The 15,403-nt window shown below is 67.7% G+C and carries 12 protein-coding genes, 1 tRNA gene and 2 pseudogenes; 4 read left to right on the plus strand and 11 right to left on the minus strand.

Annotation, left to right across the window (positions count from 1 at the left end; genetic code table 11):
• Positions 1–20: 20 nt before the first annotated feature.
• From AB0I83_RS03110 to AB0I83_RS03120, 3 genes are all read right to left on the minus strand, one after another.
• Complete coding sequence (locus AB0I83_RS03110) at positions 21–452, minus strand: hypothetical protein (RefSeq protein ID WP_363303381.1); 432 nt, start codon at positions 450–452, stop codon at positions 21–23.
• Between the two features lie 62 nt (positions 453–514).
• The gene (locus tag AB0I83_RS03115; protein WP_363303382.1) at positions 515–937 is read right to left on the minus strand and encodes a DUF350 domain-containing protein; all 423 of its coding nucleotides are present in this window, start codon (positions 935–937) and stop codon (positions 515–517) included.
• Between the two features lie 100 nt (positions 938–1,037).
• Complete coding sequence (locus AB0I83_RS03120; protein WP_363303383.1) at positions 1,038–1,577, minus strand: DUF309 domain-containing protein; 540 nt, start codon at positions 1,575–1,577, stop codon at positions 1,038–1,040.
• 107 nt (positions 1,578–1,684) lie between these two features.
• On the opposite strand from AB0I83_RS03120, the gene AB0I83_RS03125 reads away from it, so the two are divergent.
• Entirely contained in the window at positions 1,685–4,342 is a 2,658-nt protein-coding gene (locus AB0I83_RS03125; protein WP_363303384.1) for an AAA family ATPase, read from the plus strand.
• Between the two features lie 51 nt (positions 4,343–4,393).
• Positions 4,394–4,467 (plus strand) — tRNA-Pro (locus tag AB0I83_RS03130).
• A 258-nt stretch (positions 4,468–4,725) separates the two neighbouring features.
• On the opposite strand, the pseudogene AB0I83_RS03135 reads toward AB0I83_RS03130, so the two are convergent.
• Positions 4,726–5,496 (minus strand): annotated as a pseudogene (locus AB0I83_RS03135) (transposase family protein); the annotation flags it as partial.
• 675 nt (positions 5,497–6,171) lie between these two features.
• Here AB0I83_RS03135 and uppS point away from each other — a divergent pair.
• A complete protein-coding gene (uppS, locus tag AB0I83_RS03140) occupies positions 6,172–6,915 on the plus strand; it encodes a polyprenyl diphosphate synthase (RefSeq protein ID WP_363303385.1) in 744 nt (247 codons plus the stop codon).
• A gap of 255 nt (positions 6,916–7,170) precedes the next feature.
• Entirely contained in the window at positions 7,171–8,199 is a 1,029-nt protein-coding gene (locus tag AB0I83_RS03145) for a terpene synthase family protein (RefSeq protein ID WP_363303386.1), read from the plus strand.
• A gap of 690 nt (positions 8,200–8,889) precedes the next feature.
• Here AB0I83_RS03145 and AB0I83_RS03150 read toward each other — a convergent pair.
• The 7 genes and pseudogenes from AB0I83_RS03150 to AB0I83_RS03180 form a co-directional block, all read right to left on the minus strand.
• A complete protein-coding gene (locus AB0I83_RS03150) occupies positions 8,890–9,960 on the minus strand; it encodes a hypothetical protein (RefSeq protein WP_363303387.1) in 1,071 nt (356 codons plus the stop codon).
• A gap of 356 nt (positions 9,961–10,316) precedes the next feature.
• Positions 10,317–10,553: a transposase gene (locus AB0I83_RS03155; protein WP_363303388.1), complete on the minus strand. Its 237-nt coding sequence runs from the start codon at positions 10,551–10,553 to the stop codon at positions 10,317–10,319.
• 315 nt (positions 10,554–10,868) lie between these two features.
• On the minus strand, positions 10,869–11,798 hold the full coding sequence (locus AB0I83_RS03160; protein ID WP_363303389.1) for a 4-hydroxy-3-methylbut-2-enyl diphosphate reductase: 930 nt from the start codon (positions 11,796–11,798) through the stop codon (positions 10,869–10,871).
• Positions 11,799–11,925: 127 nt separating this feature from the next.
• Positions 11,926–12,747, minus strand: coding sequence for a polyprenyl synthetase family protein (locus AB0I83_RS03165; RefSeq protein ID WP_363303390.1), 822 nt, complete (start codon positions 12,745–12,747; stop codon positions 11,926–11,928).
• Positions 12,744–12,968, minus strand: a pseudogene (locus AB0I83_RS03170) (flavodoxin-dependent (E)-4-hydroxy-3-methylbut-2-enyl-diphosphate synthase); the annotation flags it as partial. The pseudogene AB0I83_RS03170 and the gene AB0I83_RS03165, both read right to left, overlap by 4 nt.
• A gap of 277 nt (positions 12,969–13,245) precedes the next feature.
• Positions 13,246–13,605, minus strand: coding sequence for a hypothetical protein (locus tag AB0I83_RS03175; protein WP_363303391.1), 360 nt, complete (start codon positions 13,603–13,605; stop codon positions 13,246–13,248).
• Positions 13,606–13,678: 73 nt separating this feature from the next.
• The gene (locus tag AB0I83_RS03180) at positions 13,679–15,322 is read right to left on the minus strand and encodes a penicillin-binding transpeptidase domain-containing protein (RefSeq protein WP_363303392.1); all 1,644 of its coding nucleotides are present in this window, start codon (positions 15,320–15,322) and stop codon (positions 13,679–13,681) included.
• Positions 15,323–15,403 lie beyond the last annotated feature (81 nt).

A 15,403-nucleotide genomic window follows, 5' to 3' on the forward strand; every position in this document is an offset into this window, starting at 1 on the left:
GGGGCCGCGCCGCCGCGGGGTCAGGGGATCAGCAGCCAGTCCGCGCCCACGGCCGCCAACAGGCCGATACCCAGCAGCCAACTACCCAGCCGCGTGCGGCCGTTCCTGCTGAGTTCGATCACCACTCCACAGAGGATGAGCGCGAGGCCGTACACCCCGACCACCAGGACGGAGGAACGGCTCGCGATGTGCAGGGCCAGTACGGCCGCCATCGCCGCCATGCCCACCGAGGAGAGGACGACCCGCAGCCGCCTGGCCTGGCTCGGTGTGAGTCTGCGCTCCGGCCCGGCGGGCCCGGGTATCGCCTCCGGGCCCGGCGGACGGTCCTCGCCAGGGCTCTCGCCCCGGTCCTCGCCCCGGTCCTGCTCCGGGACGGGATGATCCTGCTCCGGATCAGGGACGGCCTGGTCCGGCTCCTGGTGAGAGGTGCCGGAGGTGTCAGAAGTGCTCATGAGGCCGGATCGTAACGGCTGCGCACCGGGAAGTTCGCCGGACCCCGGGATCACCGCGGCGATCAGGCGATGGAGGCCGACACGATCGCCGAGACAGCCAGATTGCAGGACGCGGTCACCCACACCGCCGGATGCGGCTCCCGCTCCACCAGCGTGGCCCCGAGCTTTCCGGGCGTCACCAGGTCGACCACGAGGAACGCGACGGCCATCATGACGAGGCCGAGCAGCCCGAACGCGGCGGTCGAGGCGAGCCCCTTGCCGAAGTCCTCGTACGTCGTCCAGATCGACGTGAACACGATGCCGCCGATGCCCAGCAGCGCCGAGCTCAGGAGGACCGAGGCGTTGCGGTTCCGCTCCTCCCATATCTGGCGGCCGAGCTTGCCCGGGGTCAGGGCGTCGATCAGGAAGATGCCGAGAACGAGCAGTACGACGCCGAGGGCCCCGTATGCGGTGGCACGGCCGAGGCCGTTGATGATGTCGGTCATCGGGGCGTCCGTCTCCAGAGCGATTGGTCGAAGAATGGAACGTAAGCGTGACAGGCGTGATCAACGCACCGTCAGGAAAGTGCAAAACCTATCGCACTCGTTACGCTCGCCGACCGGCCCGGTCACCTCGAAGCAACCAGGGAGCCTCCGCCGCCGCGTCCACGACCGGAGCCAGCCCGCCCCCGGACCCCGCCGGCCCGGCCTCCCGAGGAGCCACCCGGTCCGCCAGTTCCAGGGCCCAGCGGATCAGTCCGCCCACGCCGATCCCGTGCGGATCCGACTCCCGGAACGGCTCGACGGCCCCCGCCCCACGCCTCAACAACCGTGCTCCGCCGCCCGAGTTGCCCCGGGCGCTGTGTGTGAGCCCCACCGCCATCTGCGCCAGCCCGCGCCACAGCTCGCGCTCCGCGCCGGGACCCGACTTCCAGGCGTCCTCGAAGACCTCGTGGGCGTGGAAGGGCATCCCCGCGTCCAGCAGCCGCTGCGCCTCGCGCACCGTCTCGCCGGGGGAGCGGAGCACGCCCTCGGGCTGCCGCTCCACGCCCGGAGCCCCGTAGGGCAGGGGGCGCCCCAGCCCGTCCCGGGGGCGCGCGTTGCGCGCCCGCCCTTCCTCGTCACGGTCCCTGCGCGATTCGTCCACCGTCCGATTGTGCCTCGCACCTGCGGAGAACAAGGCGAACCCTGTCCGCGGGCACCCGCGCGCGGCTACGCTCGGAACCCTCCGCAATCACCCTGGGAAGGGGAGGCATGAAGCCGTCCCGGCCGTTGTACGAGCGCGACCCGGAACTCGCCGCAGCCGCACAGGCCGTGAGCGCCCTCTGCGGCGGACAGGCAACCGGCGGACTCCTGGTGTTCAGCGGCGAAGCCGGCATCGGCAAGACCGCCCTGCTCGCCGAGATCCGGTCGATGGCCGCCGACCGCTGCACCGTCTGGTCGGCGCGCGGGGGCGAGACGGTGACCTCCGTGCCGTTCCACGTCGTACGCCAGCTCCTCCAGCCCGCGCTTGACCGCTTCCCCGACGACGAGACCCGCGCGCTGTTCGGCGACTGGTTCGAGATCACCGCGCCCGCACTCGGCCTGGCCGAGCCCAGCGGCCCGCAGCCCGACCCCCAGGGTGTCAGGGACGGCCTCGACCACGTGGTGTCCCGGCTCGCCTCCAGGCTCAGCCACCGGCCCCTGCTCCTCATAGTGGACGACGCCCACTGGGCGGACGGCGAGTCCCTCGCCTGGCTGGCGGGCTTCACCGCACGGCTCTCCGAGCTGCCTGTGCTCGTCGTCCAGGCGCACAGGCCCCAGGAGTTCGCCGACCGCAACGCCGACTGGGCCACCGACCGGCCCCCGCAGGACGGCGGGGTCGCCGGCCACCCCGCGCTCATCCGGGTCGCCCTGCGCGCCCTCACCCCCGACGCCACGGCCGAACTGGTGCGCGCCGGACTGGGGGACCACGCCGACGACCCCTTCTGCCGCGAGGTCTGGGCGGTCACCGGCGGCAACCCCTACGAGGCCGTCGAACTCGTCGCCAAGGCACAGGACCGCGAACTCCCTCCGGTCGAGGAGTCCGCCGGAATGCTGCGCGAACTCGGGGCGTCCGCCCGGGGCAGCGGGCTGGTCGCCCGACTCGAACGCCTGGGCACCAACGCCAACCGCTTCGCCTGGGCGGCGGCCGTGCTCGGCACCGAGATCTCCCAGGAACTCGCCGCCACCCTGGCGGGCATGAGCTCCGCCGAGGCCGCCGACTGCACGGCCCGGCTGCGCGACGCCCGGGTCGTCAGCGGTTTCGACCCGCTGGAGTTCGTCCACCCGCTGATCGCCAGCGCCGTCTACCGCTCCATCCCGCCCGCGACACGCACCGCCATGCACGGGCGTGCCGCATGGGCCATCACCCAGGCCGGGCTCGGGGCCGCGGCGGCCTCCCGCCACCTGCTCGAAGTGCACCCGGACGACGACCAGGAGCTCGTCGCCCAGCTCCGCGAGGCGGCACGGCAGCACCTCGCTGTCGGCGCCCCGGAAGCCGCGAGGCGCTGTCTCGAACGAGCCCTCGAGGAACCGCCGCGCCCCCACGACAGGGCGGCCCTCCTCTACGAACTGGGCTGCGCCACGCTGCTGTCCTCGCCCGCCACCACGGTCCAGTACCTGCGTGCCGCCCTCGACACGCCGGGACTCGACGGGGCGCTCCGGATCGACGCCACCTTCCGGCTCGCCTCCGCGCTGTCGCACAACAACCAGCTCAAGGACGCGGCTCTGTCGCTGGCCGCCGAGGCCGCCCGCACGGCTCCGGGCCCCGGCCTGATGCGCCTTCAGGCCGCGCACTTCCTGTGGGAGGGCATGCAGGCCTCCGAGGACGACGGGAACGCGCGGTCGGCCCGGCTCGCCCGCAACGCCGACCACCTCAAGGGCCGCGACAACGCCGAGCGCGCCCTGCTCACCCTCCGGGCCTTCGACGCGATGCTCCGCGGCGAGAACGCCCAGGTGGTCGTGGACTTCTGCGAACGCGCACTGGTGGACGGGCGGCCCGCGAGAGGGCTCGGCTGGACCGACTCGGAGTGGGGCTTCGAACTCCCCACCATGGTCGGCATCACCTACGCCTTCACCGACCGGCTCGACCGGGCCGAGGAGCTCTTCGGCGAGGCGGTACGAGCCTTCGAGATCTCCGGCTGGAGCGGAGCGCATCTCGCGTTCGCCCACACCCTCCTGGGCCTGGTGCACCGCCGGCGCGGACGGCTCGCGGAGGCGGAGGGCTTCCTGCGGGAGGGGCTGCGCCTGGCCGACCGCGTGGGCAGCGGGCTGCCCGTCCACTGGGACGCCGCCTGTCTGCTCGTCGACACCCTGATCGCCCGCGGCCGGACGGCGGAGGCCCGGCGGGTCGCCGACCGCTACGACTTCGGCCCGCCCTACCCCAGCGCGATGGTCCTGCCCGACGCCCCCTGCGTACGGGGCCGGCTGCTGCTCGCCGAAGGCCGCACGCAGGACGCCGTGGCCGAGCTGGAGGCAGCGGGAGCGGCGCTGGAGCCCCGAGGCCGGTTCAACGGTGTCTGGGCACCCTGGGCGGGCGACCTCGCCCGTGCCCTCGCCGACACCGACCCGGTCCGCGCGGCCCAGCTGGCCACCCGCGCCCGCGTCCACGCGGAGCGCTTCGGCACGGACACGGCGATCGGTGAGGCCCTGCGCTGCGCCGCCCTCTTCGCGCCCGAGGACGAGGCCACCCGTCTGCTGGCCGAGTCCGTACGCCACCTGGAGGCGTCCTCGTCGGCGTACGAGCACGCCGTGGCCCGTTTCGAGTACGGCCTCGCCATCCGGTCCCAGCGTGAGCTCGCCCGAGCCCAGAAGCTCGCCGCCGCGTGCGGCGCCGAAGGGCTGGCGACCCGCGCCCAGCAGGTACGGACGTCGTTGAGGTGCCCGGAGTGAGGTAATGTTTGTCCTGCGCGGTCACCCGGGAGTCACCGGGCGGATACGCAGCGGGACGTGGCGCAGCTTGGTAGCGCACTTGACTGGGGGTCAAGGGGTCGCAGGTTCAAATCCTGTCGTCCCGACTGGAGACAGTCGCAGATCAGGGCCGGTTTCGGAGCAATCCGAAACCGGCCCTTGATCATTCTTGGGGACCAGTTGGGGACCGGCGCCCTTGACCGGCGTAAGCGGGTTACGACGATCGGGCCCGGCAGTGAGCGTGGTGCGCGGAGCACGCTGAGGTGTGCGGAGAGCGCCGCACCGGCGGCCGTGATCTTGTGCACGTCAGGGTGCAGGTATCGCTGAGTGGTGGTCAGGGAGCCATGACCGGCGATCTTGCGGAGGACGTGTACCTGGACTCCGGCGTCGGCGAACCAGGTCAGTCCGGTGTACCGGAGGTCGTGCCGGCGCAGGTGTTCGTAGCCGAGCTTGGTGACCACGTGGTCCCAGTGTGTGGCGTCGCGCAGGACGGCGGTGGAGATGCGGCCGCCGCGTGGTCCGGTGAACAGGCGGGCGTCGGGATTCGCGCCGGCGGACAGGACGCGCTGGGCGACGAGGGGACGGATCTCCTCGACGATGGGAACCTTACGGGCCCGCTTACCCTTGGTGCCCTTGTCGGCCAGCCCGCCGGGCGCGGGTGTGGTCTGGCGTCGCACGGTCCAGATCCATTGGTTGGTGTCGATGTCCCCGACACGGCAGCCTGAGACCTCGCCGATCCGTGCGGCGGTGCACGCGGCGAAGATGACCACGTCTCCCCAGCCGCGGTACTGGTCGTGGGAAGCGGCAACGAGCGCGTCGGCCAGCGCAATCAGGGTCTCCCAGTCGGGCAGGGCCAGTGCCCGTGGGTCCAGGAGTTCGTCCTCGGCCTGTTTGTAGAGCTTCTGCCAGCCGGTTACCCGGGCGGGGTTGACCCTGATGATGCCGTCGCGGAGTGCCTGCTCCATGACGTGGATGACCGCGCCGGTGTAGGCGTGGGCGGTGGACTCGCTGATCCCGAACCCGGCAGCGATCTTCGCCAGGGTCGTGTGTTCGCGCAGGTAAACCAGTGCCACCATCGCGCGCTGGGACGGACGGTGCTTGCAGCGCCGGTCACCCTCCCGGGTGAGGATGAGCATCGTGACCCACTCCACGAGCGCATGGGGCAGGTCGAGTGCGGCAGGACAGATGACCAACGAGGCCCCCGAGCAGCGTGGTTGAGACGTCAGACATCTCGATCAACGGCTCGGGGGCCTCGCTCGTTGTGCTTTGTGGACCGTCACCTGATCGGTGGCCAGCTCGAAGAAGCTCATTCCTGGCTACCAGAGGTCCCGTTGCACCGCCGGCTCAACGACCAATACCGTCAACTCGCTTGACGTGGGCAGCTTTCCCGCTAACTTCGCGGCATCGGCTCCTGCGTCGCTGAGTTGAGACGTCGAACACCTCCCTCAACGGCACGGGAGCCCTGCCCGTTGCGCACGCCAACCCCGCGCCGCCCCTTCGCCCGATCAGCGACTACGCTGAAAACGCTCATTTGCCTTTCAACGCATTCACGCCTGGTGACGGAGCAGACCTTGCCGGGTGAACGTGCAAGTGGTGCCCTAGGAGCTGTGAAAAAGGTTTCTTGGCCTGTCGCTCCTTCCTGACCTGGTCGCATCGCATCCGGTCTTCGCACTACCTCCGCGGTGCCTAGCCGCGCGAGAGACAACGCCGCCATGACCATTTCAGGTTTGAGTCTGAGAAGCAGACTGACTTAAATTCTCGGTTCCGACCGTTCCACTGATGCCGAATCAAGGAAGGCAGGGGTAATTCTCATGACACAGGAGAACCTCGAGGGCGTTGGCGTCGACAACACCACATCCCAGGTACGTGCGGTTCCGCAGCATATCGCCTTCATTCTGGACGGAAACCGGCGATGGGCACGTGGCCACTGTCTTAGCGTCGATGAAGGGCACCGCGCTGGCATCTTGAAGGTCTTCGATGTCTTGGCGTGGTGCGAGGATGCCGGGGTGGAGGTAGTCACGATGTGGTTGCTCGCCATGAGGAATCTAAAGCGGAGCGACGACGAGCTGGCAGGTTTGTTCCGTGTTTACGAGGAGGTGGCTGAACGCCTTGCGGACGGCCCGTGGCGCGTCCGCGCGATGGGCGCCCTGGATCTACTACCGAAAAGCGTTACCGAGGCATTTCGCCGGGCTGAGGAGTCGACCCGGCATAGCGAGGGCCTTCAGGCGAACATTGCGCTTGCCTATGATGGTCGCGCTGAGATTGTTCGCGCCGTGCGCTGTCTGTGCGATGGGCTGGCCAAGGGTCCCGAACCAGGGTCATCGTCGGTGATCTCTGAAGAGGCGATAGGGCAGTATCTGTTCACGGCTGGCCAGCCGGACCCAGACCTGGTGGTGCGCACCTCCGGAGAAAAACGTCTGTCGGGTTTCCTGACATGGCAGACAGCTCAGTCTGAACTGTACTTCTGCGCCGATCTATGGCCAGATTTTACCCGAGAGCACCTGACCCGCGCACTGGACCATTATGCCCGTAGGGATCGTCGATTCGGTCTTTAGGTTTTGTGAGCCCATAACGAGAGTGACGTGGCTGCAGGACCAGAACATGCTCGCCTCTGAATTAGAGGTGCCCTCCCTTCTGTACTTACGACATCGAGGAAATGAAGGCAGTATCACGCACCGTTGCGTGATGCTCACCAGAACCGGAGGTTCTGTTGGGGCCCGGAGTTTCGGGTGTCACGGCAGAGGCCCGCATGGCGGAAACCTACGCGCCCGTTTCTCCGGGACCGAAGTCACGATGCAAAGGAGCTCATCATGTCCGCTTCCCTCCCCCCACTGCCCGCTCACCTGATGGTCAGTGACATCAATCCGCACCTGCCGGAAGCTCGGCGGCGTATGTACTCCTGGGCGGAGTCATTCGATCTTCTTCCTGGGATGCTCCGCCAGCGTTACGAGAACTCACAGATGGAGCTCCTTGCTGCCTACTATTATCCTAGTTGCGATCTGGAAACATTCAGTCTATTGGTCCGCTGGATGCTCCTTGGGGCCATCCATGACGATCTCATGGATGACGTGCTATGCCGCAACGACCCCGTATCTGCCCGGCAATGCATATCCGCCGTCAAGGTGTTTATGTGCGAAGGGAAAGGAAATTCAAGTCCGCTGATGCAGGCGCTCGAAAATTTGTGGCACGAGACTCGCATACCGCAACGCTCCACCATGTGGCAGCACACGCTCGCCCGCCACTGGGAGGTCTCGGGATGGGAGGCCCTAGCATGTGTCGCCGACGACCTGAGCGGTCGCACACCGCCTCTGCAAGAATATCTTGAACGCCGCCGGGTCGGCGTTACTGAGCTTGTATATGTTGATCTCTTGGAGGTAGCCGAACGAGTGGACCTGCAAGAACATGTCCGCAACTTACCCTCAGTGCAGTCCTTGGGGAATCTTTGCTCCGACTACGTCGGCCTCTGTAATGATTTGCTTTCACTGGAGAAAGACCTACGCGTTGGGGGTGTGCACAACGCTGTTACGACGATTCGGACACGAGATCGCTGCACCCTCGACGAAGCCGTTGAACGAGTCAAGAGCCTGGCCATCAATGTCGTAGACGCTTACGTAGAGGCTGAGTCCTGGGTCCCCGCCCAGCTCCAATCTGTCGGCTGCACCGGACGACAGTACGAAGATGCCATGCGGTATGCACATGCATTTCGCGCCGTCTTTCACGGAAATCATGAATGGCACATGACCGTCGCCCGGTTCGCGGATCAAGAAACTAAAATAAAATCCGCAAATGATTCTTCTTATGGAGACGATTTGCGCAGGGTCATCATTGCAAGTTCGTAGCGGTGATCAGCCCTTGGGCGTTTTCAGTGTGGCCGCTGATCGGGTGACAGGGTGGAGCGGGGTTGGCGTGCGCAACGGGCAGGGCTCCCGTGCCGTTGAGGGAGGTGTTCGACGTCTCAACTCGGCAGCGCAGGAGCCCTTTCGGCAGAAGCGGAATTATTGTTGAGCGAGACGATTTCACCGCTTAGCACCCACAGGCTCTGTTCACGCCGAACTGCGGCCGCTGGAACAGTTCCAACACGTCGGATTCAGGGTCGGGCACTCATTGCATGCAGCAGCGACAGAGTCAGACTCTCTTCCGGCGCTGGGAACGAAAGCCTGCGGAGCAAGGGATGCGTGAACACGTTGAAATATCCTGCAGTGAACGGCCCGAAGGCTGCCGGGCCTGTAACGATGGGACGGCCCGCCTCGCCGAGGGGAAAACGGCTGGTTCTTGTCGAGCAGGGCCTGGTGGGAGTGGCAGTGAGATATCTGAGCGCGCGGGGTACGCTTTATCGTTTTTCCTTGCCGAACCTGTGGTGACCTTTTTGTCATCGGAGTGTCATCCGCATGGATGTAGCCAGGATGGCATATTCATGCGATGTGAACGATCCCTTTGCTTTCAGCCCTGTGATGTTCTGGTCCGCAAGCGAACAGCGGAAGCTCGGCGTCGCCCGTCGCCGTGCGACACAAGAAGGTGAGGAGCTGTCGTCATGTACGGAAGGATCCCCGGCGCACACGACAGGCGTCGCGGAGACGCTCAGCGAGCGTGACCGCCTGCCGTTGACGGGGGTAGCGCGCAAGGTGTTGACGGAGGCGTTGGAGTGCGGTGTCGATTCGGGTGGAATGCAGGTAAGGGCAGAGATCTAGGAAGAGGTGACCGTGGATGACGGCGGCGTCGACGTGACCCATGTCCAGTTGCATCTCAGCCAGGCGGGCATGGGTCAGGGCGGCGGGCTTGCGTTCGTCCGGGGAGCGGTGACGGGCGGAGGACTGCAGGGCGGCGAGGGCTTGGTCGGGTAGGCTGAGTGCGTGCAGTGTCTGGGCGCGCTGATAGTCCAGGCCGGCGCGGGGATAGGTGTTGAACGGGCCTGTGGCAGCGGTGGCTTGGGCGTGGTGTTCTTCGGCGAGGGCCAGATCGGCGGGCGCACGTCGGCGGTCACCGTGGGCGGCACCGGCGTAGGCACGCTGGGCCAAGAGGAACGCTCGGGGGGCTGGGTCTGCGTGAGCAGGTAACGCGGAGATCGCGGCTTCGGCAAGTTGAAGGGCGTGGCGTAGATGGCCAAGACGTAGAGCCTGGGCGCTCAGTGCGCGCAGCGTGATCGCGTATAGACGGGCGTCACCGGCCCGTGTTGCCAGATCGAGGGCGGTGCGGAAGTAGCGCTGCGCCAACCCAGGGTGGCCGGAGTCGTCATTTGTCAGAGCCAGGAGATGAGTGAGCTGTCCGGCGCCCTGGAGCAGGTCGTTGTGTAGGGCCCCGTTGGCGGGGGCGTGGAGGAGCCGGCCGACCTGGTCGGCGAGGTAGGAGGCGAGCATGGCGCGGACGTGGGCGCCGCCGTGGCGGTCGGCCAGGGTGGCGAAGGTCTGTGTCATCTCCTTCAGAGCTTCGACGTCGCAGGTGGCGACCTGGATGCCGGTAGGTTCTTTCTGCCCCTCGACGGGGAGTGCGCCGAAGTCGGGCAGAGCAGAGGCGGCTGTGGTCACGGCGTAGGCCGTCTTGGCCAAGAACGAACGGCGCTCGGGGTCGGTTTCGGTGCGGCACAGATTCAACAGATGATGCACAGGATCAGCTTCCGCAGACGGCGTAGAGCTTGGCGCTGACGGTGCCTGCGGGGCCGGGGCGAAACCCGCGTCCTGGATCGTGACCAGACGCCCGATGCGCTCGGATAGTGCCGCGGCGATCAGATGAGGGGCGGGAGGACGAGGCCGAGTGCCGGTGAGCCAATGGGCCACCGCAGTACGGTCGTAACGTAACGCGAGTCCTTGGGCCGCGCCCAGGGCTCGCACCGAACGAGCCAGATCGCCGGCACTCCACCCAGCTTCGGCGAGTAGCGCGGCAAGTTTGTTGTTCGGCGCATGGCCGGGCATCCTGTTCCTCTCCGCGAGAGGGGCGGGTCCGTAGATGGCACTACCGCCTCTCAGGCTCTTCTCGGGCATTCGGCGACGAGTCCCGCGTCCCGCCAGCGGGCGAAGAAGGCGTACACGCGCGGCCAGGGCGGGAAGTCCGACGGCTTCGATCGCCACTTGATGCCGTTGTCGACGGGGTAGCGGATCGCGTCGATCATCTGCCGGTGGCAGTAGCTTTCCGGGCGGCCGCCCCGCCCGGCCAGCATCTCGGCACCGGCAGCAGGCCACGCACGAAGCCCACTCGGCATCGCTCATGCCGAACCGTACCGGGGCCGGCGCCCCGGCCGGTCGGCAGCGTTCCCGAGCCTGTGGGCGAGACAGCCACACCCGGGAGTGGACGGACTGGACCGGGCGACCGCGATCACGCGACACTTCGACAACAGGGCCTCTTGCTTCTCACTGGACTCGACATCTGCGAGCTACCGGGAGGCCCGTCCTTCATGCCCGAACATTCGACAACTCATCTGATCCAGCACTCTGTTCGAGGCCCAGCCGACCACCCGAGCGGATAGAGAACAGCCGGTCAGAGAACCTTCCAGCTCCGGAGGGATCTCCGGTGGCGCCTACCGAAGGTTGCGGCGGAGTTCGTGGGGGAGGGTGAAGGTGATGGATTCATCGGCGGTCGTCACGGTCTCGACGTCGCTGTAGCCGCGTTCGGCGAGCCATTTCAGGCCGACGGTGGTGACGCCTTCCAGCCAGGTCTCGTCGATCTCGTGGGCGAATTCGACGAGGTGGGCGGCGGGGGCGCCGGCGTTGCGGGCCACTTCGACCATGCGGGCGGAGTTGGAGGAGTTCTCGGAGCCGACGACGATGACGAGTTCGGTGTTCTCGACGAGTTTCTTCACGGCAGTCTGGAGGTTCTTGGTAGCATAGCAGATTTCGTCGCTGGGCGGTGAGGTCAGGTTCGGGAATCGGGTTTTGAGGGCGTTGACGGTTTCCACGGTTTCGTCGACGGAGAGGGTGGTCTCGGAGAGCCAGACGACTTTCGATTCGTCACGTACGCAGAGGTCGGCGACGTCGCCGGGGCCGTCGACGAGGGTGATGTGGTCGGGGGCTTCGCCGCTGGTGCCGATGACTTCTTCGTGGCCTTCGTGGCCGATCAGGAGGATGTCGTAGTCCTGCGCTGCGTAGCGGACGACTTCCCGGTGGACTTTGGTGGCCAGTGGGCAGGTCGCGTCGATCGTCGCGAGACGGCGTTCGGTGGCTTCGGCGTGGACGGTGGGGGCCACGCCGTGAGCGGAGAACAGGACGATGGCGCCTTCGGGTACTTCGTCGGTCTGTTCGACGAAGATGGCGCCCTTCTTCTGCAGGCTCTGCACGACGTACTTGTTGTGGACGATCTCGTGGCGGACGTAGATGGGGGGCCCGCACTGTTCCAGGGCCTTTTCCACAGCCAGGACGGCGCGGTCCACGCCGCCGCACCAGCCGCGGGGTGAGGCCAGCAGGACCCGGCCGGGCTGCGACGCCGACTTCGGTGGGGGTGTGATGGTCATGTGGTCCTCGATGTGGCGCTGACGGCCAGAGAGCGCAGTACGGCCGTGATGTGGGTGGGCAGGTTGGCGGTGTCCAGGGTGGTCAGTGCGCTCTGGCGCCGCTCGGTGATCATTTCCTCTACCGCTGTTAGGCGCCGGTGTCGGTGAGGACGGTGCGGATCTGGTCTGCGCCGGCATCGATGGGGTGCGGGTTGTCGACGTGGTGGTGCAGGACGCGGCGCTGGGGTCCGTCGGCGTTTTGCAGGGAGAGGGCCATCAGGACGGTGGCTTTGCCTTCCCGTAGGTCGTCCAGGGAGGGCTTGCCGGTGTGGGTGGGGTTGCCGAAGATGCCCAGGAGACCGTCGCGGAGTTGGAAGGCCTCGCCCACGGCCATGCCGCAGGCGGTCAGCGTGGCGCGTATGGCGTCGCCGCCGCCGGGGTCGGCGGAGGGCTGTCCCGCGTGGGAGATGTCGAGGTACTGCCCGTAGATGGTGTCAGCACGCAGGGCGTTGGCGATGGGCAGGACCGCATCCAGCTGTGCGGGGGTGAGGCCGACACCGTGGAGGAGCTGGTCGGCGAAGACGAGGGCGAGGTCGCCCATGAGGATGGCGGCGTGGGTGCTGGTCTGACGGTGGACGGTGGGCTGGCCGCGGCGGGTGTCGGAGGCGTCGGAGATGTCGTCGTGGATGAGGGCGAAGGCGTGGAACATCTCCAGTGACGCGGCGGCCCTGATGACCGGGTCGGGGGTGCCGGTGCCTCCGGCGGCCTGCCAGCCGGCTACGCACAGCACGGGTCGGATGGGTTTGCCGCCCGCGCCGAGGAAGCCGCTCAGCGCCTGGGCTGCCTGCTGCGGCAGGATGCGGTCAAGTGCGCTGTGGGTCTGGGTGGCCAGGAAGTCGGTGAGGACGGTGTCCACCGCGCGGCGTACCGCGTCCTGGTCGAAGAGTGTGGGCGGGGCTTGGACGCTCATGCTTGTGTCTCCCCTTCCGTGTCGGTGGGGGCGAGTTGTTCGCCCAGGCGTATCGCTTCCTCGACCAGGGCGTCGACGATTTTCGACTCGGGGACTGTCTTGACGACCTCGCCCTTGACGAAGATCTGTCCTTTGCCGTTGCCGGATGCCACTCCGAGGTCGGCTTCGCGGGCTTCGCCGGGCCCGTTGACGACGCAGCCCATTACCGCGACGCGCAGCGGGTAGGGGAAGCCGTCCAGTGAACCCCGTGATCCTGGACACTCGATCTTTATGCCGCGAAAAAGGGATGACCCCTACTCCTGGGGGTCAAGGGGTCGCAGGTTCAAATCCTGTCGTCCCGACTGGAGACAGTCGCGGATCAAGGGCCGGTTTCGGAGCAATCCGAAACCGGCCCTTGATCGTTTTCGGTAGTGAGTGCGGCACGCCGAGGTGTGCGGAGGGTGCTCGGTCGCCCGTGGCCGGCGTCTCAGGGGCTCGGCTGTTCCGGCACCGGACCGCTCATGACCTGGTACGGATGTGCAGGGCGAGCGCGCCGGCGGCCGCGAGCGCGCCCGATCCGACCAGTGCGAGCGTGGCCGGGGAGCCGAGCACCCGGTACGGACCGATGGCCAGTACGGAGCGCCGTGCCTGGATGGACAGCGCACTGGCGGTGCTCTGAACGGACCCCAGCGACACCAGGGACAGGGCGGAGCCGATCGAGCCGACGGACACCGACGAGCCGATGGACCCGATGGACAGCGCGCTGCCGACCGAACCGATGGACAGCACGGATCCCACGGAGGCGATGGACAAGAACGAGTCCTTCGACCACAGGGAGAGCGAGGAACGCCCGGGCGGGCGGGAGGAGATGTTCGTCATGGGAGGCATTGTGCCGGGAGAGGGGCCGAGGCGGGTGTAGCCACCGGTGGCACCCCTCGCCGTTTCCCGCTGGTCAGGCGCCGCCCTGAAGGCTCTTCAGGAATCTGGCCGCCACCGGTCCCGCGTCGGCGCCGCCCGAGCCCCCGTCCTCCAGCATCACGCACCACGCCAGGTCGCTGCCGCCCTGGTAGCCGATCATCCAGGCGTGGGTGCGCGGCGGCTTCTCCTCGCCGAACTCCGCCGTCCCGGTCTTGGCGTGCGGCTCCCCGGGAATGCCCGTCAGGGCGCTCCCCGCTCCGTACGTCACCGTCGCCCGCATCATGTCGCGCAGGTCACCGGTCACCGACGGGTCGAGCGGCACCTTCGCCTCGTGCTTCTTCTTGACCGCGTCGGGCACCAGCACCGGCTGTTTGAAGGTGCCCTCCTTGACCGTCGCCGCGATCGACGCCATCACCAGGGGGGACGCCTGCACCCGGGCCTGCCCGATGGTGGACGCCGCGAGGTCGTTGTCCGACGTGCTCACCGGGACGGAACCGTCGTACGTCGTGTCGCCCACATCCCAGACCCCGCCGATCCCGAAGGCCTCCGCGGCGTCGTGCAGGGCCGAGCCGCCCACCTCGGCGCGGTGTTCCACGAACATGGTGTTGCACGACTTGGCGAACGAGTCCTTGAAGGTCGAGCCGGCCGGCAGCGTGAACTGGTTCTGGTTCTCGAACCGCTGCCCGTCGACGTGCGCGAACTTGGGACACTTCACCACGTCCGAGGGCTTCATGCCCGCCTTCAGCATCGCCGCCGTCGTCACCACCTTGAACGTCGAACCGGGTGGGTACCGCCCTGCCAGCGCCCGGTTCAGGCCGCCCGCCGGGCGGTTGGAGACGGCCAGGATGTTCCCGGTCGAGGGCTCCAGGGCGATCAGTGCCGCGTTCACCTTCAGCCCCTCCATGGCAGCGGCGGCGGCGCTCTGCACCTTCGGGTCGATCGTGGTCCTCACCGGTGTGCCGGGCTTCGCGGAGCTCTTGGTGAGCGAGGCCTCGGCCTGGCCCGACTGCCGGTCGGCGATCACCACCTCACTGGTGGCCGCGCCGTCGCCGCCTCTCAACTGCTTGTCGTAGCGCGCCTCCAGTCCGAAGGTGCCCTTGCCCTGTTCGTCCACCGAGCCGCGCAGCGAGGCGGCCTGCAGGTCCTCGCCGTTGGTGTCGAGCACGGCTGCGCGCTCGGCCACCGCCTTCAGCGCGAGCGTCTGTCCGGGCTTCAGCCGGGGGTGGATCATCGGGGAGCCGAACTCCACCGTCCACTGCTCCGCCTTCTTGACCAGCGTCGCCTCGGACTCGTAGCTGAACAGGCCGACGGCCGGGACGGTGAACCGCGCGGTGTAGGGGACCGTCACATCGCCCTTGTCGTTCTTCTTGCCGTCCCCCGCCGACAGCTCCGCCTTGGTGGGTTTCAGATTGGTCGTCACCGAGGTCAGCAGGGACTCGGCGTTCTCCGGCGAGTCGGACAGGGCAGCCGCCTTCGCGGCCTGGCCCGCCCCCCACGCGTCGAGGAACGACTGCAGCCGCTCGGTCGCCGCGGCCACCTCGGGGTCCTCCGCCCCGTCCCCGGACCATGCCCGGTACCCCCACCAGCCCGCGCCGGCCGCCAGGACGACGGCCACCGCCACTCCCAGCACCGCTCCCGTGCGTGGTCCGCGACGCCTCGCGCGGTCATGACGTGCCATCTGCTGCAAGGTGGGGTCCGACACTTGGCGTTGTCTCCTCGTCTGCTGCGGATACCTCTCCCGCGACCGGACCGCTTCCGA

The sequence above is a fragment of the Streptomyces sp. NPDC049970 genome (assembly GCF_040660235.1).
Classification (GTDB): domain Bacteria; phylum Actinomycetota; class Actinomycetes; order Streptomycetales; family Streptomycetaceae; genus Streptomyces.